At 64.9% G+C, this 20865-nt stretch carries 16 protein-coding genes; 10 read left to right on the top strand and 6 right to left on the bottom strand.

Annotation, left to right across the window (positions count from 1 at the left end):
• The first annotated feature begins 33 nt into the window (after nt 1–33).
• Nucleotides 34–804, top strand: coding sequence for an SDR family NAD(P)-dependent oxidoreductase (locus tag BI347_RS00990; RefSeq protein ID WP_083338612.1), 771 nt, complete (start codon nt 34–36; stop codon nt 802–804).
• Between the two features lie 44 nt (nt 805–848).
• Here BI347_RS00990 and BI347_RS00985 read toward each other — a convergent pair whose 3' ends face one another.
• Both BI347_RS00985 and BI347_RS00980 read right to left on the bottom strand, forming a co-directional pair.
• Nucleotides 849–1328 carry a GNAT family N-acetyltransferase gene (locus BI347_RS00985; protein ID WP_071115120.1) on the bottom strand — a complete coding sequence of 160 codons (480 nt, stop codon included), beginning with the start codon at nt 1326–1328 and terminating at the stop codon, nt 849–851.
• A 208-nt stretch (nt 1329–1536) separates the two neighbouring features.
• Nucleotides 1537–3513, bottom strand: a complete 1977-nt coding sequence (locus BI347_RS00980) for a peptidase U32 family protein (RefSeq protein WP_071115119.1) — start codon at nt 3511–3513, stop codon at nt 1537–1539.
• Between the two features lie 209 nt (nt 3514–3722).
• On the opposite strand from BI347_RS00980, the gene BI347_RS00975 reads away from it, so the two are divergent.
• The 8 genes from BI347_RS00975 (at nt 3723) to BI347_RS00940 (ending at nt 14901) form a co-directional block, all read left to right on the top strand.
• A complete protein-coding gene (locus tag BI347_RS00975; RefSeq protein ID WP_071111640.1) occupies nt 3723–5423 on the top strand; it encodes a methyl-accepting chemotaxis protein in 1701 nt (566 codons plus the stop codon).
• 435 nt (nt 5424–5858) lie between these two features.
• Nucleotides 5859–7262, top strand: coding sequence for an OprD family outer membrane porin (locus BI347_RS00970; protein WP_071115118.1), 1404 nt, complete (start codon nt 5859–5861; stop codon nt 7260–7262).
• Nucleotides 7263–7344: 82 nt separating this feature from the next.
• Nucleotides 7345–8601 carry an extracellular solute-binding protein gene (locus BI347_RS00965; protein WP_071111642.1) on the top strand — a complete coding sequence of 419 codons (1257 nt, stop codon included), beginning with the start codon at nt 7345–7347 and terminating at the stop codon, nt 8599–8601.
• A gap of 66 nt (nt 8602–8667) precedes the next feature.
• A complete protein-coding gene (locus BI347_RS00960; RefSeq protein WP_071116309.1) occupies nt 8668–9537 on the top strand; it encodes a carbohydrate ABC transporter permease in 870 nt (289 codons plus the stop codon).
• Nucleotides 9538–9546: 9 nt separating this feature from the next.
• Nucleotides 9547–10407 carry a carbohydrate ABC transporter permease gene (locus BI347_RS00955; RefSeq protein WP_071115117.1) on the top strand — a complete coding sequence of 287 codons (861 nt, stop codon included), beginning with the start codon at nt 9547–9549 and terminating at the stop codon, nt 10405–10407.
• A complete protein-coding gene (nagZ, locus tag BI347_RS00950; protein ID WP_071115116.1) occupies nt 10404–11912 on the top strand; it encodes a beta-N-acetylhexosaminidase in 1509 nt (502 codons plus the stop codon). Before BI347_RS00955 ends, nagZ begins: the two co-directional genes overlap by 4 nt.
• A 2-nt stretch (nt 11913–11914) precedes the next feature.
• Nucleotides 11915–13042 carry an ABC transporter ATP-binding protein gene (locus BI347_RS00945; RefSeq protein ID WP_071116308.1) on the top strand — a complete coding sequence of 376 codons (1128 nt, stop codon included), beginning with the start codon at nt 11915–11917 and terminating at the stop codon, nt 13040–13042.
• Between the two features lie 236 nt (nt 13043–13278).
• Nucleotides 13279–14901, top strand: coding sequence for a methyl-accepting chemotaxis protein (locus tag BI347_RS00940; protein WP_071115115.1), 1623 nt, complete (start codon nt 13279–13281; stop codon nt 14899–14901).
• On the opposite strand, the gene BI347_RS00935 is transcribed toward BI347_RS00940, so the two are convergent.
• Nucleotides 14896–15552, bottom strand: a complete 657-nt coding sequence (locus BI347_RS00935; RefSeq protein WP_083338611.1) for a B3/B4 domain-containing protein — start codon at nt 15550–15552, stop codon at nt 14896–14898. The two genes, BI347_RS00940 and BI347_RS00935, sit on opposite strands and share 6 nt — an antisense overlap.
• Nucleotides 15553–15711: 159 nt before the next feature.
• Here BI347_RS00935 and BI347_RS00930 point away from each other — a divergent pair, with 159 nt between their 5' ends.
• On the top strand, nt 15712–16656 hold the full coding sequence (locus BI347_RS00930; RefSeq protein ID WP_071115114.1) for a YopT-type cysteine protease domain-containing protein: 945 nt from the start codon (nt 15712–15714) through the stop codon (nt 16654–16656).
• A 52-nt stretch (nt 16657–16708) separates the two neighbouring features.
• On the opposite strand, the gene glpD is transcribed toward BI347_RS00930, so the two are convergent.
• From glpD to glpK, 3 genes are all read right to left on the bottom strand, one after another.
• Nucleotides 16709–18220, bottom strand: a complete 1512-nt coding sequence (gene glpD / locus BI347_RS00925) for a glycerol-3-phosphate dehydrogenase (protein WP_071111649.1) — start codon at nt 18218–18220, stop codon at nt 16709–16711.
• Between the two features lie 289 nt (nt 18221–18509).
• Nucleotides 18510–19211 carry an MIP/aquaporin family protein gene (locus tag BI347_RS00920; protein ID WP_071112062.1) on the bottom strand — a complete coding sequence of 234 codons (702 nt, stop codon included), beginning with the start codon at nt 19209–19211 and terminating at the stop codon, nt 18510–18512.
• A 75-nt stretch (nt 19212–19286) separates the two neighbouring features.
• Entirely contained in the window at nt 19287–20789 is a 1503-nt protein-coding gene (gene glpK / locus BI347_RS00915) for a glycerol kinase GlpK (protein ID WP_071115113.1), read from the bottom strand.
• Nucleotides 20790–20865: the final 76 nt, after the last annotated feature.

Raw genomic sequence — 20865 nt, 5'->3', positions numbered from 1 at the left:
TGCGCCCATCCCCTCACCATACGGAGAACAAGCGTGACACATTCCCATTCTATCGCCCTGATTGTTGGCGGCTCCAGCGGCATGGGCAAGGAAAGCGCGCGCCGCCTGCTGCGCCAAGGCCAGATCGCCCTGCTGGTGGCGCGCGACGCCGACAAGCTGGCCGCCGCCAAGGAAGAGCTGGAAGCCGATAGCGGCGGCCAGGTGGAAACCGCCGTGGTCGACCTGTACCAGCCGGAACAGGTGCGCGCCTTCATCGCCCGCCTGGACGCGGAAAGCCGCCCCATCGGACAATTGGTCAACGCCGCCGGCTTCTTTCAGCCGGTCAGCTTCCTGGAACACAGCGAGCAGGACTACGACCGCCAGCTGGACATCAACAAGGCCTTCTTCTTCATCACCCAGGCGGTGGCGCGCAATATGCGCCGCCATGGCGGCGGGGCCATCGTCAACATCGGCTCCATGTGGGCGCATCAGGCGGTGAAAGCCACGCCATCGTCGGCTTACTCCATGCAAAAAGCCGCCCTGCACGCCCTCACCCAGCACCTGGCGATGGAGCTGGCCGGCGACGACATCCGCGTCAACGCGGTGGCCCCGGCGGTGGTGCTATCCAGCATCTACCAGTCCTTCATCGCGGCGGAAGACATTCCCTCCGCCCTGGCCGGCTTCAACAACTTCCACCCGCTGGGGCGCATCGGCAGCGCCGATGACGTGGCCAACGCCATCGAATTTCTGTTGTCGGACAAGGCAGGCTGGATCACCGGCACGGTGCTGGATGTGGATGGCGGCGTAATGGCGGGACCCAATTAAGCTGGCAGCATAAATCTTTACCAGTCGCTACCGGATAGCTGGCGCTAACCCACCGCCGCTTTCCGGTAGGAAACCAGATGCATGCCCGGCCGCGCCAATTTGGCTGCGCCGAAACGGACAAAACCCAGTTTCTCATACAGATGGCAATTGCCCTCCTCCTCCAGAATGGTATCCAGGCACCAGCCATGGCTGGGTTGATATAACTGCTCCACCAACCGTATGGCTTGCTGGGCCAGGCCCTGGCTCTGGAAAGCGGGAAGGATGAAAACGGGGCTGATCCGGCCTTGCTCGCCGCCATTCAGACTCACCACACGGATTGCGCCAACAGACTCATCGCCGCGCCGGATCAGATAGAAATCGGAATTCGGTTGTTTTAATTTCTCTATCAGCCTGTCCAAGGACTCGGTCGCAGGACTGAAAGCATGATCCTGATATTTCCGCAGCAAAGGCGTAAACGCCTCCACCTGCATCCGGTGTAGCGCGACGGCATCGTCCAGTCCTGCCTTGATCAAACGGATTTCCATGCGCTCGCCAACTCTCGACACATTAATCACAACACAAAGTGAAATTTAAATGTCATTGCACTTGAGCGAAACACTCAGCGAATGGCAAGTGAATTAACAGTCCAATGCTCTAAACAATCAAAAAGGGCAAGCCTTCGAAGGCTTGCCCTTTTCGTAACAGCCGCACGTATCGGTGCGTCGCTCCTATGGGGGACCGCACCCTAGCCAATCACTGCGGCCGCTGCTTGAAGAAAGTAATCGGCGCGGAGGCCGGGATTTCGCTCGGCGGCGGCGACTTCAGGATGTGCTTCTTCATCTTGCCCATCACATGCATCTCGCAGGGACGGCATTCGAATTTCAGCGTGTAGGTTTCGCTGCCGGACTTCAACACCATAGGGTCGGCGCGCACCTGGCCCATCACCCCCTTCACGCCCTTGGCCTGCTTGGGGCACAGATTGTAGGAGAAGCGCAGGCAGTGCTTGGTGATCATCAGCGAAACCTCGCCCTCCTCCTGATGCGCCTCGTAGGCCGGCTCGATCACCTCGACGCCGTGCTTCTTGTAGAAGTCCCAGGCCAGCGCGTTGTAGACGTTGGCCAGGTAGCTCAGCTCGGTCTGCGGAAACCGCACCGGCGGCTCCACCGCCGCCTTGCGCGGCTGGCGCGGCCAGGCGGCCAGGCGGGCGGCTTCCAGCTTTTCCACCGCCTCGCGGCGCAGGCCGTTGATCGCCGATGCCGGCACGAACCACGGCTGGCTTAGATTGAGCGCCGCGTCGTGCGCCTGGAACATGGTGTTGCCCAGCTTGGCCAGGCTGTCGCGCAGGCTTTGCTCGGCGCGGGCCGCGTCCTTGGCCGGTTCAAGCGCCAGTTGCGCGCAGGCGGTGGCGGAACAGCCGTCGGCGTCGGTGTAGGTCAGCGCCAGGCCGTCGGCGGTTTCCGACAGCGTGGCCCATACGCCGACGCGGCGCTCCGCCGATTTCTTCAGCAAAGCCAGCTCCCAGGCGTGGTCGCGGTTGCGGCTGATGTCGGCGCCCGGTTTCAGGCCGGCCAGCGCGGCCGGGTCGTTGGGTTCGCAGCGCCAAACCAAGAGGCCGCCCTCGGCCTTGCCCACCTGCTTGACGGTGTTCAGCTGCATGCCCACCACTTCGCGCTTCTTCATGAAGTTGATGCCGTCGCCGTTGGACATCTGCTCGGTGGTGGCGATTTCCAGCCAGACATCCCCCACCTTGTGCACGACGCCCAGGCTGAGGCCGACGAACTTGGGCGAATCAAATGCCCCGATGTCCTGCTTGCGGCCGGTGGCGAAATAGTCGGTGGCGCCGCGGTGGAAGGTCTTGTCCGGGTTGGGAGTGAAGAAGATCTCGCTGGTGCCGCTGGCGGCCGGGGCCAGTTCCGGGCGGCGCTCGAAGATTTCGTCCAGCAGCAAGCGGTAGTGGCTGGTGATGTTCTTCACATAGGGCACGTCCTTGTAGCGGCCCTCGATCTTCAGCGAACGCACGCCGGCGTCCAGCAGCGCTTCCAGGTTGGCGCTCTGGTTGTTGTCCTTCATCGACAGCAGATGCTTGTCGAAGGCCACCACCCCGCCCTTTTCGTCGGTCAGCGTGTACGGCAGCCTACAGGCCTGCGAGCAGTCGCCGCGATTGGCGCTGCGGCCGGTGTCGGCGTGGCTGATGAAGCACTGGCCGGAGAAGGCCACGCACAGCGCGCCGTGGATGAAGTATTCGATGGTGGCGGAATCGGCCACCCGGTCGGCGATCTTTTTGATCTGCGGGATGGTCAGCTCGCGCGCCAGCACCACCTGCGAGAAGCCGGCGTCGGACAGGAAGCGCGCCTTGTCGGCGTCGCGGATATCGCACTGGGTGGAGGCGTGCAGCTGGATCGGCGGCAGGTCCATCTGCAGGATGCCCATGTCCTGCACGATCAGCGCGTCCACACCGGCGTCGTACAGCTGCCAGATCAGCGCGCGCGCGGCGTCCAGCTCGGCGTCGTGCAGGATGGTGTTGAGCGTGGTGAAGATGCGCGCGTGGTAGCGGTGGGCAAACTTCACCAGGGAGGCGATGTCCTCGATGCTGTTGCAGGCGTTGTGCCGCGCGCCGAACGACGGCCCGCCGATATACACCGCGTCGGCGCCGTGCAGGATGGCTTCGCGGCCGATTTCGGCGGTTTTGGCGGGTGACAGCAGTTCGACTTGATGCGGCAACAGGCTCATGGCAATTCCGGGCTGGAGTAAGGGTTATCGCCGCCGGCGATGGCGGGCGCGAAAGTATAACGGAATCATCGGCTTATAGATAGCCGGCTCGAGTCCGTAATAGTCCTAGGTGCCTCTACCTAAAACCGCTTAATCCAATTGCTTAGCTTTATGACGGCTGCTACCCAAAGAATATCGGAGGCCTCGCCCTCCACCACATTGAGCCTGTCATGTTCAGCCAACTCACCATCAGCCAGCGTCTGGCCATCATGGTCGTCGCCCTGCTCACCATCCCCATCCTGGTGGGCCTGTACGGCCTGCGCACCCAGGAGGGCATACTCGGCGACTTCGCCACCACCTACAACGACCGGGTGGTGTGCCTGAAACAGCTGAAGATAGTCGGCGACGGCTACGCGGTCGGCATAGTCGACAACGCGCAGAAGCTGCGCAACCGTAGCCAGACGCCGGCCAGCTTCTTCAACAATCTGCAAAAGGCGCAAGCCGACGTGAAGCAGCAGTGGAGCGACTACCGCGCCACCTATCTGACGCCGGAGGAAAAACAACTGGCCGACCAGGCGGAAGCGGCGATGGCCACCGCCAACCGCAGCGTGGACAAGCTGCGCCAGCTGGTGCAGACCGGCGACGCGGCGGCCCTGCAAGCCTATGTCGACCAGGAAATGTACCCGGCGCTGGACCCGGTGGCGCAGCGCATCTCGGCGCTGGTCGACCTGCAACTGCGGGTGGCGGCGGAGGAATTCGCCCAGTCGCAGCAGCGCGCCTCGTTCAGCCATGCCGCCAATATCGGGCTGATCGTCGCCGGTGTGGCGATAGGCTTTCTCCTGGCGCTGGCCATCGTGCGCGGCCTGCTCTCCGAGCTGGGCGGCGAGCCGCGCGACGTGGTGGCGCTGGCCGAACGCATCGCCGAAGGCGACCTGGGACAGAAGCTGCTGGTGAAGCCGGGCGACCAGCACAGCATCGTCGCCTCGATGGCGCGGATGCAGAGCGCGCTGATCCAGTTGGTGCGCAATATGCAGGCCATCACCCTCAGGCTGTCCAACAGCGCGACGGAATTGGCCGCCGCCTCGGAGCAGGTGGCCACCAGCGCCGAGGAGCAGACCCGCGCCGCGTCGTCGATGTCCGCCTCGGTGGAGCAGCTGTCGGTCAGCATCTGCTCGGTCAACGACCACACCAGCGACGTCGCCAAGGATTCGGTGTCCAGCGGCGAGCTGGCGCACCGCGGCGAGGCCATCATCGGCGAAACGCTGAGCACCATCAACCACGTGGCGGAACAGGCGCGCGCCTCGCAGCAGCAGGCCGACCTGATGGGCAGCCGCTCGCAGGACATCGCCAACGTGATCCAAGTGATACGCGACGTGGCGGAGCAAACCAATCTGCTGGCGCTGAACGCGGCGATAGAAGCGGCGCGCGCCGGAGAACAGGGCCGCGGTTTCGCCGTGGTGGCCGACGAGGTGCGCAAGCTGTCGGAGCGTACCGCGCAGTCCACCACCGAAATCAGCGGCAGCATCCGCGACATGCTGGACAGCAGCCAGCACGTGGTGGAAAACATCCACAACACGGTGGACCAGATGGAAGTGGGCCTGAACCAGGCTACCCGCGCCCGCGAAGCCATTGCCGGCATCAGCGGCAATGTGGAGAGGGTGAAACAGTCGCTGTCCACCATCTCGATCTCGCTGAATGAACAGCAGCAGGCCGGCACCGGCATCGCCGCCAATGTCGAGCAGGTGGCGCAGATGTCGGAGGAAACCAGCGCCGCCGCGGTACAGACCGCCGAGGCCGCCAGCCAGGTGGAACAGATGGCCGGCGCGCTGCAAGTGGCCATCAGCCACTTCAAGCTGCCGGCGGGCGGGCAGGCGCATTCGGTCGATACATCGCTGCCGGCCATCCCCTCCGCCACCGCGCTGCGCGCCTGACCTTGCCCTGCCGCCGGCGTCCCATCCGGCGGCAGGGCTGTCCGCGCGGACACCTGCCTCCCCGCCTCCAGCCAGATCGGCTCCCCGTCAGATATTGCAACGCAGCATTTGCCTTGCGCCGATTTATTTTCCTTTATGAAAATAAAAATGGTCTTTAATTGGAATTGGTTTCGCTCCTGATCAACACCAGTGGCATCTTGCGCACAAAATAAAAACTAAATTCCAAATTTTGGTTTTATTTAAAATAAATCTGTTCAATTCAGCGTTATTTTTATACTTTTTTTGATTATTTATCCTGCATGGCAACATTACAACGCCATGACAATCAATTTCAACCCGAATAGTCTCATACCATTTGAAGACCACTATAAGACCAGCTAACTTGCCTCCAGGACTTCCACGCATGGATTCCGCAACTGGACCTGGAGCTAAAAAATGCACAAGCAGCGCGTCTTACTCTTGGCCGTCCTGGCCGCCCTTTCCGGCCTGGCCCTGGCGGAGGAAGAACCTTCCGTCCCGCCGTCCAGCGATGGCCCGCCGCTGAAAGGCACCAACCAGGCCATTCCCGAGAGCGATGTCTACGACCTGTTGACCAAATCGGAAACCACCTTCAGCGCGCTGTATTACGGACGCGATAGGCAGGAAAAACAGCCCAACAACAGCAACGGCGGCGATATCCGCGTCAACGCGCTGAACCTGGGACTGAACTTCCGCTCCGGTTACGCCTGGGACAGGCTGGGCTTCGACGCCGCCGCCCATAGCTCCATCCGCCTGACCAAAGGCATCGGTTTTTCCGAAGTGCTCTACCACGACTACAAGGACATGAGCAATTCGGCGGAAGGCGGCGGCGGCCAGGACAAGAGCGACGCGGTTCTGAGCCAGGCGGCGGTGAAATTCCGCCAGTCGCCGGACGGCCAGGGCTTCTCCGCCCGCGCTGGCTACACCCCGATCAGCATCGGCACCCTGGGCACCTCCGGCGGTCTGCAATCCCACTCCTACCGCGGCTTTGAGGGCAAATACAAGCTTGGCGACTTCGAAATCGGCTACGGCTGGGCCGACCAGTTCCGCAACGAATGGGACAACCGCTTCCGCGACATGACCAACTCCTGGGAGCAGGGCCGCAGCAGCGGCAGCAACCCGGGCAAGGTGGACTACGTCAACAGCGTCGGCCTGCGCTATGCGCCGGAAAACGCCTTCGTCGACATCGGCTTCGGCGAAGGCAAGGACTACCGCCGCACCGCGCAGATTGCCGGCTCCTACACCTGGAAGCTGCAGGGCGGCGACAGCCTGACCGGCGTAGCCTACTACTTCCAAGGTAAGGACGAGGCGCCGCTGGGCCTGCCCAACTCGCAAACCGCCTGGCACGGCAGCGCCAGCCTGGCCTACACCACTGGCGGCCTCACGCTGCAGGGCGGCGTAGGCAAGAGCCACAACCCGGACGGCGGCGAAGTCAACTTCCGCATGACGCCATACGGCAACAGCGACAACCGCAACTTCATCCAGACCTGGGGCCAGGACGACGACTTCGTCTGGGATGGCATGAAGGTCATCAAATTGGGCGTCAGCTATGACTTCGCTAAAGCCGGAGTTCCCGGTCTGACCATGGGCGTCAGCGGCAACTACTCCAACGGCGCATTCAATCCGAACACCAACCGCACCTATACCGTCAAGGAAATCGATGCCAGCGTGGGCTACAGCGTCCAAAACGGCGCGCTCAAGGGATTCAGCATTGGCGTTTACCCTGGATGGTTCAGAAGCGGAGGATTCTTACAGGCCGGTTACGGCAAAGGCGACCGCAACGACGTGAAAGTGATCGCTTCTTACAGCAAAACCTTCTGATCCACCAAGTAGCCGGTCTGCCAGTGCCGGCCGCTTCACCCATCGGTTCCGATAAGCGAAGCCGAAAAGGAGAAACCGCACGATGAAACTGAAGACCCTGAGCCTGTCCCTGCTGATCTTTGCCGGCCTGTCCGCGCCGCTGGCCGCCCTCGCCGCCGACAAGCCGGTGCTGGAAGTCTGGACCATGAGCCTGTCGCCCAAGTTCGACGGCTATTTCAAGAACATGATCGCCAGATACAACGCCCAGCATCCCGATGTGGAAGTGAAGTGGACCGACTACCCGTGGGATGTGATCCAGGCCAAGTTCACCGCCGCGGTGGGCGCCGGCAAGCCTCCGGCGCTGGTCAACCTCAATGTGCCCTGGGCTTACGACTACCAGCAGGAGGGCCTGATCCAGCCGCTGGACGGCCTGATAGACAAGGGCCAGTACGTCGCCGGCGCGCTGAAGGACATCACCTTCAACGGCAAGGTCTACGCCTTCCCGCACTACAACGGCGCCAACGTCATCGCCTACAACGCCGCGCTGTTCAAGAAAGCCGGGCTCGATCCCAACAAGCCCCCCAAGTCCTTCGACGAAGAACTGGCCTACGCCAAAACCATCAAGGCCAGGACCGGCGTCGCCGGCTTCGCGCCGACGCTGGGCCCCACCAAGATCGAGGCGCTGCTGATGCAGAATGGCCTGGAAGTGGTGAAGGACGGCAAACCGGCCTTCACCAGCCCGGCCCACGTCGCCTTCGTCAAGAAGCTGGCCGACGCCTACAAATCCGGCGCGCTGTTGAAAGACAACCTGTTCGCCCAGGACAACTTCCAGGTGGCGATGGCCGCCTACAACGGCGGCCGGCTGGCGATGCTGGAATCGACGCCGACCACGCTGACCCGGGTGCGCGACGAAGCGCCCAAGCTGTACCGCGACACCCGCGTCGCCGCCGCGCCGCTGGGCCCCACCGGCATCGCCGCCGGCGGCTGGATGTTCAACTTCGCGGTGGCGCGCAATGTGGACAAGGCGCTGCTGCCGGAAATCGGCAAGTTCGGCAATTACCTGACCAACGCCGACAACCAGCTGGCCTTCGCCAAGCTGGCCGGCACCCTGCCCACCGCCCGCAAGGCGGCGCAAGACCCGCACTTCCAGCAGGTGGCCGGCAACGCCGGCGCGGCCGAGCGCGCGGTGGGCATCGCCGCCGCCAACCTGGACAAGACCCGCACCCTGTTCCTGTCGGTGAAGAACGCCGACGTGCTGTCGGCCCGACTCGCGGCGGCGGTGGAAAAAGCGGTGACCGGACGGCAGGACGCCAAGCAGGCGCTGGACGAGGCCGCCGCCTACTGGAACGGCAAGCTGTAAGCGCGACTCGCGCCCGCCGCCGGCAATGGCGGCGGGCAGTCATCAATCCGCCCGATGGAGCCCGCCATGCGCAAACCACGCAAAACCACGCTGCAAGCCTATCTGTTCCTGGCGCCGGCGCTCGCGCTGATGCTGCTGTTCTCGTTCTGGCCGGTGGGCTTCGGCTCGGTGCTGGCCTTCACCCGCTACAACCTGATAGACGCGCCGCAATGGGTGGGCTGGGACAATTTCCGCGAGCTGTTCGCCGACGAGCTATTCATAGTTGCCTTGAAGAATTCGGCGCTGTACCTGCTGGTGGTGCCGGCGATCCAGGTGCTGGCCATGCTGCTGGCGGTGCTGGTCAACAACAAGCTGCCCGGCATCAAGCTGTTCCGCGCCGCCTACTACCTGCCGGTGGTCACCTCGGTGTCGGCGATAGGCATCATCTGGAACTTCATGTACACCGAGGACGGCGTGCTCAACGCCGCGCTGCGGTGGCTGCATCTGATCAACAGCCCGGTGGGCTGGCTCAGCGACGACCACATCGCGCTGTTCGCGGTGATGTTCATCACCGTCTGGCGCGGCATAGGCTGGTATATGGTGCTGTACCTGGCCGGCCTGCAAGCCATTCCCGCCGATCTGCACGAGGCCGCGCAACTGGACGGCGCAGGCCGCTGGCAGCGCTTCTGGCGCATCACCGTGCCCTTGCTGGCCCCCACCATCCTGCTGTGCTCGGTGATGTCGGTGCTGGCGGCGGTGAAGGCGTTTGAAGAAGTGCAGATCCTGACCAAGGGCGGGCCGATGCAGTCCACCTACACCGCGCTGTTCTATGCCTACGAGTTCGGCATCAAGTCGCTGAACTTCGGCCGCGCGCTCGCCGCCAGCCTGGTGATGTCGCTGTTTTGCATTCTGCTGGCTTGGCTCAACTTCCGTTATCTGCAACCGCGCGAGCGCTGAGGAGACGCCATGACCGCCATCACCCTGCCCGCAGCCCGCCGCGCCGTCCCGCGGCTGAACCAGCTGGCCAACCGCGCGCTGCACTACCTGGCGCTGGCCGCGATAGCCCTGATCACTGTCTACCCGTTCTGGTGGACGCTGATCACCGCGCTGTCCAGCGACGGCGACGTGTTCAGCTTTCCGCCGGCGCTACTGCCCACCGCGCCGTCGCTGGCCAATTTCCGCGAAGCGGCGGACAGCATCGATCTGCTGGCCTTCTACCGCAACTCTATCGCCATCACCGCGCTGAGCGTGGCCGGCACGCTGCTGGTGAGCGCGCTGGCCGCCTATCCGCTGGCCAGGATGCGCTTTCCCGGCCGCAAGCTGGTGTTCGGCGCCATCCTGGCCACCATGATCCTGCCCAGCGAGGTCAATTTCCTGGTCAACTTCATCACCGTGTCCAAGCTGCAGCTCACCGACAGCTACAGCGGGGTGGTACTGCCGACGCTGGCCGGCGCGGTGGGCATCTTCCTGATGAAGCAGGCGTTCGAAGCGGTGCCGCAGGACCTGATAGACGCGGCGCGGGTGGACGGCGCCGGCGAATGGCAGATCTTCTGGAAGATCATGCTGCCGCTGTCGCGCCCGGCGCTGGCGGCGCTGACCATCCTCACCACGGTGTCGGCGTGGAACCAATACATCTGGCCGTCCATCGTGATGTCCAGCCCGGACAAGTTTCCGCTGTCGGTGGGCGTGCTCTACCTCGCCGGCGCCTTCAGCTTCAAGACCCGGGTGGTGGCGGCCGGCGCGGTGCTGACCGTGCTGCCCATCCTGATCGTCTTCCTGTTCACCCAGCGCTATTTCCTGCGCGGTTTCGATGGAGCCGTCAAATGAGCCTGCCCCCGCAACAACTGACCGGCCGCTGCCTGATGGTGGACCTGCCCGGCCCGGAATTGTCCCGCGAGGACGCCGCCCGGCTGCAAAAGCTGCAGGTACGCGCCGTCTGCCTGTTCCGCCGCAACGTGCCGGACGCCGCCCGCGCCCGCCAATTGGTGGCTGACCTCAAATCCGCGCTGGGCGACGACATCCTGATCGGCCTGGATCAGGAAGGCGGCGCGGTGATGCGCACGCAGTTCCTGCCACAGGCGCCGTCAGCGATGGCGCTGGCGGCGGCGGACGATGCGGCGCTGAGCCGCGAGGTCGGCGCGGCGGTGGCGCGCGGGCTGAAGAGCCTGGGCGTCAACTGGAACTTCGCGCCGGTGCTGGATCTCAACAACAACCCGGCCAATCCGGTGATAGGCGAACGCTCCTTCGGCGCCGATCCGGCGCGCGCCGCCCTGCTGGCGCGCGCCTGGATGGATGGCCACCTGGCCGAGGGCGTGGCCTGCTGCGTCAAGCACTTCCCCGGCCACGGCGACACCCATACCGACTCCCACCTCGACCTGCCGGTGGTGGACAAGCCGCAGGCCGAGCTGCGCGACTACGAACTGGCGCCGTTCAAGGCGCTGGCCGGCCACGCGCCGGCGCTGATGAGCGCCCACATCCGCTTCCCCGCCCTGGATACCGAGTGGCCGGCCACGCTGTCGCCGGCCATCCTCACCGGCCTGCTGCGCCGCGAGCTGGGCTACCGCGGCGTCGCCATCACCGACGCGCTGAACATGAAGGCGATACGCGAGCGCTGGGGCCAGGCCTTCGGTGCGGTACAAACGCTGAAAGCCGGCGCCGACCTGGCGCTGGTGCTGCAATTCGCCGACGAAATGCAACACAGTGCCGACGCGGTGGCGGCGGCGCTGGCAAGCGGCGAGCTGGCAACCGCTAGGCTGATCGAAGCCAGCGAGCGGGTGGACGCGCTGATCCGCCGCTTCCCCAGCCGCGCCGACGCGCCCTACCGCGCCGAACAGCGCGCCGCCGACGAAGCGCTGTTCGCCGAAGCCTGGCAGCGCGCGCTCACCGCCCACGGCCCGCTGCCAACGTTGCCGGCAGGCCGGCGGCTGCGGCTGGTGGTGCAGGACCAGGCGCCGTCCGACGGCGTGTCGGAAGAAGGCCTGGCGGCGGACCGGCTGATCGCCGCGCTATCGCGGCGCCACGCGCTGGAGGTGGTGCGCTTCGAGCGACGCGAAGCGCTGCACTGGGACACGCTGCCCCAGGACGGCCTGTACACCGTGCTGGCCTCCACCACGCGTGAGCGCTACGGCGCGCGCGAGCGGCAAAGCTGGAAACCGGACTTGCATATGGCATTATGGAACCCGTACGCCGCCGCCGACATCGCCGCGCCGGCGCTGATCAGCTACGGCTTCGCCGACGCCGCGCTCGACGCGGCCAGCCGCTGCCTGGCCGGCGACGCCATCGCCGCCGGCCGGCTGCCGGTGCAGCTTGGCGCCCCCTATCAGGAGCAATGAAGATGTCCCGACTGTCACTGAAAAACATCCACAAAGCCTACGACGACGGCAACGCGGTGATCCACGATGTCAGCCTGGACATCCGCGATGGCGAGTTCATGGTGTTCGTCGGTCCATCCGGCTGCGGCAAATCGACGATGATGCGCATGATCGCCGGGCTGGAGGAGATCAGCGCCGGCGAGTTGCGGATAGACGACAAGCTGGCCAACGACATCGAGCCAGCCAAACGCGGCGTGGCGATGGTGTTCCAGAGCTACGCGCTGTACCCGCACATGACGGTGCGCGGCAATATGGCCTTCAGCCTGAAACTGGCCGGCAAGAGCAAGGCCGAGATCGACGCCGCGGTGAGCCGCGCCGCGCGGACGCTGCAGATCGAACACCTGCTGGAGCGCAAGCCCAAGGCGCTGTCCGGCGGCCAGCGCCAGCGCGTCGCCATCGGCCGCGCCATCGTCAGGAAACCCGGCGTGTTCCTGTTCGACGAGCCGCTGTCCAATCTGGACGCCGCGCTCAGGGTGCAGATGCGGATAGAGTTGGCGCGGCTGCACAAGGAGCTGGGCAGCACCATGATTTATGTCACCCACGACCAGGTGGAAGCGATGACCATGGGCGACCGCATCGCGGTATTCAACGCCGGCCGCATCGAACAGGTGGGCACGCCGCTGGAGCTGTACAACCGCCCGGCCAACCGCTTCGTCGCCGGCTTCCTGGGCTCCCCCAGAATGAACTTCATCCCGGCGCGCGCGCTGCAGCAACAGGCCGCCGGCCTGGAGCTGGAACTGCCCGGCGGCTACCGGCTGGCGCTGCCCTTCGGCGACGGCGACGGCGACGGCGGCGACGGCGCGGCGACGCTGGGCGTGCGCGCCGAGCATCTGTTCTTCGCCGAATCCGGCCTGCCGGTGACGGTGCAGTTGGTAGAGCACCTGGGCGACCAGCAGATCGTCTACGCGCTGTGTGAAGGGGTCGGCGAGCCGATCGCGGTGAAGCTGCCCGGCCACGAGGCCGAACCGGCGCTGGGCAGCCGCCGCCACCTGGCGCTGGATCCGCGCCACTGCCAAGTGTTCGACCAGAAGGGCCGGGCGCTGCCGCGGCTGGACCTTACCCAGCAGGCCGAACCGGCCCTGGCCTTGTAAACCTCAGGGCGGGGCCGCGCCCCGCTCTTATCCACAACCGGCGTCGAACGCTGAACTTATCCACACCGCCTCCGTCCACACCGCGCCCGCCGAGTTCCGCTTCATCAAACCGCCTCCGCCGCGTCCATGCCCGGACGGTCGTCATCGGGAAATAATTGAAATGATTAAGTATTTCTTCGTAACCGACCGGCAACTGCCCTACAACTAGAGCAGGATGTTTTGTACGGAGCGTCGCAATGAATCGCCAAACCTCGCTAGCTCGGCAACTGGCACTGATCGTTGCCCTGGTGATCGGCATCCTGCTGGCCACCTCGGTTTTCTCCCTGTTCCAATTATGGGGAGGCATCCGCGAGTTCCGCGACCAGGTGGGCGCCGACCAGCGCAGCATGCAGCAGGTGCTGACCATGCAGGTGGACTTCAAGAAGCAGGTGCAGGAATGGAAAGACACGCTGCTGCGCGGCCAGGACCCGGCCAAACTGGCCAAATACTGGAACAATTTCCAGCAGCGCGAGCAGCAGGTTCGCGACGAAGGCAACAGACTGGCGGCCTCGGTCTCCGACCCGCAGGCGCAGCAGCTGCTGCAGCAATTCGTCGCCGCCCACCAGAAGATGGGCGACGACTACCGCAAGGGCCTGGACGCGTTCAAACAGGCGGCAGGCGACGCCAAGGTGGGCGACAAGCAGGTTGCCGGCATGGACCGCCCGCCCACCGAGCTGCTGACCCAGGCCAGCGACTTGCTGAGCAAACGCGCCCAGGCCACCGCGGCCAACGCCGTGGAGCGCGCGAACGGCGCGCTGTGGCGGGTGGCCATCGCCATGGCGCTGGGCACGGTGCTGGGCATCGCCTTTTTCCTGTACTACGTCAACCGCACCATCATCGCGCGCGCGCAGCGGCTGGTGGAGGACCTGACCTTGCTGGCGCAGGGCAATTTCACCCGCCCCTGCGTCAGCGGACGGATGGATGAGATCGGCCAGATCGCCGCCTGCAGCGAAACCGTGCGCGTCAACCTGGGCGCGCTGATCCGCGAGCTGATCAACGCCGCCAGGGAGGTCAGCGACACCAGCCAGGAACTGAGCCGCGCCGCGCACACGCTCGCCCATGGCGCGGAAACGCAGAACGACGCCATCTCCAGCAACGCGGCTTCGCTGGAGCAGATGGCCACCAGCATAGACACCATCGCCGACCAGACCGCGCGCATCAGCCAGGACTCGGACACCAGCGCGCAAAAGACCCGCGACGGCCTGGACGAAGTCACCCGGCTGCACCAGCAGGCCGAGGTGATAGACAAGGTGATGGGCCAGGTGGACGACGCTTCGCAGGCCTTCCAGCACAGCACCCAGTCCATCGGCCAACTGACCAATCAGATCAAGGACATCGCCGAACAGACCAATCTGCTGGCGCTGAACGCGGCGATAGAAGCGGCGCGCGCCGGCGAACAGGGCCGCGGCTTCGCGGTGGTGGCCGACGAGGTGCGCAAGCTGGCGGAAAACTCGGCCAAGGCCGCCAGCGAGATCAAGAATGTGACCGAACAGCTGAACCAGGGCGCGCAATCGGTCGGCAACACGGTGCAGAACGGCATTTCCGCCACCCGGCAGAGCCGCGGCACCATGGAAGTGGTGATGGGCAATCTGCAGGCCGCCAACGACAGCGTGCATGAAGCCAACGGCGGCGTCGTCCAGATCCGCGACGCCATCGCCGAGCAGAAGGCCGTCTGCAACAGCATCGCCCAGCGCTTTGAAACCGTGGCGCAGATGGTGGCGGACAATTCGCAGTCCGCCATCGAACTGCGCGGCACCGTGGTCAGCCTGAGCTCGCTGGCCGAGCGCATGCAAACCATGGTCGGCAAGTTCCGGCTATAGCCGGAACAGCGGCTGCCGCGCATCCAGGCGGAAGCGCTGCAGCCGGCCGGCGTGCGGCCGCAGCCGCGCCTCCAGCCAGTCCATGCCCGCCTCGCCGTCCGGGAAGTCCGCATCCGGCCGTTCGCTGACGAACACCGCGTCGCGGCTTCGCTCCGTCAGCTTGAAGCGGTCGGACTCCAGCCAGTTCAGACAGCGGCACACCACCTGGCGCCCGCCGCCCAGCCAGACCGCCTCGCCCGGCTGCGGGTTTTCCGCCTCGTCCCTGCCCAGCGGCAGGAAGGGTTCGTCGCCCAAGGCCAGGTCCAGCGCCAATTCTCCGCCCAACGCACGGATGTCCTCGCCGCCGAACGGGGCCAAGCTAATCAGCGACGCCTGGTTGTACAAATCCACCAAGGGCAGGATGCTGCGCAGCTTGTCTTTCCGCACCGCCTTCACCAGGTATTCCAGCGAGCAGCGCGCCTTCTTGTCCCCCGGCAGCTCCAGATACAGCTGTTTCCAGCGCAGCAGCAGCGCGTCGACGTCGCGTTCGGTGTCGACCAGCGCCGGCAGCAAGGGCGGCAAGGCGGCGCTGTCGATATCAAGCGCGATCAGCCCGGCCACCCGCATCTGCGGCAAGCGGCCCAATAGGCGGGGAGTGAGGGATATCTGCATGCGGCGCTCCTGGCGAATCTGGGGGGGACCATGCTAAACAAGGCGCGGCCGCCAGGGAAACGACTTGTGCTAATGGGGCATTAGCGGGCGGCGAAATCTGCAAGACCGGCGGAACCCAAGCGCAGACACTGCGGCTATCAATCCGCGAAGGGCTTTGTCATGCAAGTACATTCCTCCATAGTCCAGACATCCGGCCTCTCAACCCTGCGCCAGGATGCGGCCCAGGCACCGGCATCCCCGCTGGCCGCCCGCATTCGCGCGCTGGGCAACTCGCCGATCGACGTGCCTGGCTTCCAGCCCGCGGTGGTCAGCCGCCACGGCGGCGGCCTGCTAGACCGCATGCGCATGCTGCTAGCCAATCCTTTCGAAAAAACGCTGAATGCCCAAGGCGGCGCAGACCAGAAGCTGGTTTTCGACCAGAAGCAGGCGGTACTGACACCCTGCCGCGCCGACTTGGCCAAGCTGGGACTGACCGACATGAAGGAGGGCGTGTGCAACGGCCTTTCCTACGCCTGGGCCGAGGAACAGCTGAAAACCGGCAACGGCGGAAACAAGCTGGAATGGATAGCCCAGGTGGCCGCCAGCGACAGCTTGGCGCGCGGGCCACGTGGCAACGGGGCGCCTTCTCCGCTCAGCCAGACGCGCATCCCGCTGCTCAACCAGCTGAAGAAGATGCAGGACTTCCAATTCAGCCAGTTCGCCAATACCGGCAGCCCCAAGCAGGACATGAGCAACTACCTGCAGGCGGTCGATGGCTGGGGCAAGCGCAACGGCATGGATGCCAGCGTGGACATCCTCAAACCCGGCGCGACGCCGGCCGAGCGCCAGCTATGCGCGCGCCTGCCCGCGCACGGCGACGGCGCGCTGGTGTTCCGCACCGCCGAACACACGATGGCCATGTCCAGTCGCGGCGGAACGTACAGCTTCTTCGAGCCCAACTACGGCATGGTCAGCTTTCAGGATAAGAACCGCTTCGACGACTTCGTCGCCGCCTTCCTGCTGGCCGAGGGCCACAAGCCGCCGTTCATGCTGACCGAACTGAAGCTCGATCCGACGGCCCAGCCGACGCCGACGCGGATGGCGGAGCTGGCCGACATCGAATAAGCCAAGAAAAAAGCCCGGCTTCAGCCGGGCTTGAATCGACGACGCGCAACAATCAGGCGCTCAAAACCTCTTGCCTGGCGGCCAGACGCCGCGCCAGCCACTGGTCCACCACCTCGGCGGCGTCAGCCGGCAGATGCAGCCTCAGTTTGGAACGGCGCCACAGGATGTCGTCGCTGCGCGTCGCCCATTCGTGCTCCGCCAGATACTCCAGTTCCGCCTCGTACAAACCAGGCAGTATCTCCGCGCCCAGCTCCGCCAGGCAACTGGCCTTGGCTATCAGCTTGCCGACGCGGGTGCCGTAGGCGCGCGCCCAGCGTTCGGCCAGCGGGGCCGGCAGCCAGGGATGGCGCTGGCGCAGGCCTTGCAGGAAACGGCCGAAATCGGCCCCCGGCATGTCGCCGCCCGGCAGCGGCGCGTCGGCGGTCCAACTGGCTTTGCGGTTGCCCAACAGCGGCGCCAGCTTGTCCACCGCCTCTTCCGCCAGCTTGCGGAAGGTGGTGATCTTGCCGCCGAACACCGACAGCAGCGGCGCGCCGGCCAGGTCGGTCTCCAGCGCGTAGTCGCGGGTGACGCTGGCGGCGTTGTCGGCGGCGTCGTCCAGCAGCGGGCGCACGCCGGAATAGGTGGACAGCACGTCTTGCGGGCCGATCTGGCTGTGGAAGTAGCGGTTGCTCATCTCGCACAGGTAGGCGATTTCCTGCGCGTCTATCGCCACCTGGGCCGGATCGCCGTGATATTCGACGTCGGTGGTGCCGATCAGCGTGAAATCCTTCTCGTACGGGATGGCGAAGATGATGCGCTGGTCCGGGTTCTGGAAAATATAGGCGAACGGATGGTCGAACAGTTTCTTCACCACGATGTGGCTGCCCTTGACCAGGCGGATGGACTTGCTGGCCGGCATCGCCAGCTTGTCTTCGATCAGGCTCTGCACCCAGGGGCCGGCGGCGTTGACCAACGCGCGGGCGCGCACCTCGAAGCGGCTGCCGTCCTCGCGCTCCAGCGTGCACAGCCAGTGGCCGTCGTCGCGGCGCGCCGCCACGCAGGCAGTGCGGGTGTGGATCTTGGCGCCGTGCTCGGCGGCGTCCATCGCGTTGAGCACCACCAGCCGCGCGTCCTGCACCCAGCCGTCGGAATAGACGAAGCCGCGCTTGAAGGCGTCCTTCAGCGGCGCGCCCGACGGATGCCTGGCGAAACTGACGGTTTCCGAGCCGGGCAGCACTTCGCGCTTGGCCAGATGGTCGTACAGGAACAGGCCAGCGCGTATCATCCACTCCGGCCGCTGGTCGCGCGCATGCGGCATCACGAAGCGCAGCGGCCAGATGATGTGCGGCGCCGCCTTCAACAGCACTTCGCGCTCCTGCAGCGCCTTGCGCACCAGGCCAAACTCGTAGTACTCCAGGTAACGCAGGCCGCCGTGGATCAGCTTGGTGCTGGCCGATGAGGTGTGCGAGGCCAGATCGTCCTTCTCGCACAGCGCCACTGACAGGCCGCGGCCGGCCGCGTCGCGCGCAATTCCGGCGCCGTTGATGCCGCCGCCAATCACCATCAAATCGTATACGTCCATTGCCCCGTCCTTGCTTGATCTACCGCCTTTATTCTATCCACAATAGCTAACATGGAACACAAATAATACATTTTTCTTTCGTTATTTTTCGCTTTTACGACACTACCGCCGCAAAGTTCGGCAATTAGGCAAAGCAATCATGGCGGAACCAAGCTGGAAAACAGACATGCAAGCCTTGTATAACAAGACTTTTTGATATGAAGGGAATAGCGGCAAGGCCGATGCGCGCGACGCGAAAAACGAACAAAAAAGGAAAACGGCGCGCCGGGAAACGCGCCGTCGACAGCCATTAGAAAGTGTAGGCCAGCGCCGCCAGCGTGCCACCGATCAGCGAACCGATCACCGGCACCCAGGAATAGCCCCAGTCACTGTCGCGCTTGCCCGGAATCGGCAGGATCGCGTGCATGATGCGCGGCGCCAGATCGCGCGCCGGGCTCATCGCGTAGCCGGTGGTGCCGCCCAGCGACACGCCGATGCCCAGCACCAACAGGGCCACCGGCAACGCGTCGATCGCGCCCAGCGACACCTTGGGCGCCACCATCGACAGGATGGCGAAAACCAGCACGAAGGTGGCCACGATCTCGGACACCAGGTTGCCCGGCAGGCTGCGGATGGCCGGACCGGTGCAGAAAGTGGCCAGCTTGGTGTCGGCGCAGTCGGTGGTTTCATAGTGCTTGCGATAGATCAGCCACATCAGGCCGGCGCCGGCCATGCCGCCCAGCATCTGCGCCGCCACATAGCCCGGCACCTTGTTCCACGCGAACTTGCCGGCCACCGCCAGCGCCACCGACACCGCCGGGTTCAGGTGGGCGCCGCTGATCGCCGCCACGCTGAACACGCCGACGAACACCGCCATCGCCCAGCCGAAGGCCACCACGATCAGGCCGCTGTTGTGGCCTTTGGTGTTTTTCAGCAATACATTGGCCACCACGCCATTGCCCAGCAGCACCAGCAAGGCGGTGCCGATGAATTCGCCAATCAGAGGATTCATGATTTTGTCTTTCAGAAAAGGGGTCGCCCGCCCGCCGCTGTTTGCGCGGCGGGTCATCGCATGTTCAGCCGGAAATCAGGACTGGTCGTCTGCCCAGACGGTGGCGGCCTTGACGGCGCGCTGCCAGCCCTTGACGTTGCCGGCCACCTCTTCGGCCGCCATCCGCGGCTGGAAGCGGCGGTCCAGTTGCCATTGGCCCTGCACGTCGTCCAGGTTCTTCCAGTAGCCAACGGCCAGGCCGGCCAGGTAGGCGGCGCCCAGCGCGGTGGTTTCGGTGATCTTCGGGCGCACCACGTCCACGCCGAGGATGTCGGACTGGAACTGCATCAAGAGCTCGTTGACGGTGGCGCCGCCGTCGACGCGCAGTTCGGCGATGCCCATCTTGGCGTCGGCCTCCATCGCCTTGAGCACGTCCATGGTCTGGTAGGCGATGCTGTCCAGCGCGGCGCGGGCCACGTGCGCGGCCTTGGTGCCCAGCGTGGCGCCGACGATGGTGCCGCGGGCGTTGGGGTTCCAGTGCGGCGCGCCCAGGCCGGCGAAGGCCGGCACCAGGTAGACGCCGTCGCTGTCCTTCACCTCCTGCGCCAGCGGGCCGACGTCGGCCGAGTGGCGGATGATGCCCAGGCCGTCGCGCAGCCATTTCACCACCGCGCCGCCGATGAAGATGGAGCCTTCCAGCGCGTACTGCACCTTGCCGTCCACTTTCCAGGCGATGGTGGTCAGCAGATTGTTGGAGGATTCGATAGGGGTGTCGCCGGTGTTCAGCATCATGAAGCAGCCGGTGCCATAGGTGTTCTTCACCATGCCAGGCTGGGTGCACTGCTGGCCGAACAGCGCGGCCTGCTGGTCGCCGGCCACGCCGGCGATCGGGATTTCCACCCCCAGGTGGGCGGCGTGGGTGTGGCCGTACACTTCGCTCGAGCTCTTCACTTCCGGCAACATGCTGGCCGGAATGCCCATGATGTCCAGCAACTCGGCGTCCCATTGCTGGGTGTGGATGTTGTACACCATGGTGCGCGAGGCGTTGGACACGTCGGTGACGTGCACCTTGCCGTGGGTGAAGTTCCAGATCAGCCAGCTGTCGACAGTGCCGAAGGCCAGCTTGCCGCTCATCGCGCGTTCGCGGGCTCCCGGCACATTGTCCAGAATCCACTTGATCTTGCTGCCGGAGAAGTAGGCGTCCACCAGCAGCCCGGTCTTGCTGCGGATCAGCTCGCCCAGGCCGCGCGCCTTCAGTTCGTCGCAGAAGCCTGCGGTGCGGCGGTCCTGCCAGACGATGGCGTTGTATACCGGCTGGCCGGTTTCACGGTCCCAGACGATGGTGGTTTCGCGCTGGTTGGTGATGCCGATGGCGGCGATGCTGCGACCGTCGATGCCGGCCTTGGCCACGGCTTCCGCCGCCACGCCCACCTGTCCGCCCCAGATTTCCTGCGGATCGTGTTCCACCCAGCCCGGTTGCGGGTAGATCTGGCGGAATTCCTTTTGCGCCAGCGACACGATGTCGCCGCTGCGGTTGAACAGGATGGCGCGGGAACTGGTGGTGCCTTGGTCCAAGGCCAGTACGTACTGATCGCTCATGAGTGTCTTCTCCTGATTGCCGGTAAGGCAGCATGGTTAACAGCGGGGGTGTCAACGTTGCGCTAATGTTGCTTTT

The organism is Chromobacterium sphagni (assembly GCF_001855575.1).
GTDB classification, from domain to species: Bacteria; Pseudomonadota; Gammaproteobacteria; order Burkholderiales; family Chromobacteriaceae; genus Chromobacterium; species Chromobacterium sphagni.
Note: the sequence above shows the minus strand (reverse complement) of the source record. Positions and strands in the feature narration are given on the sequence as shown.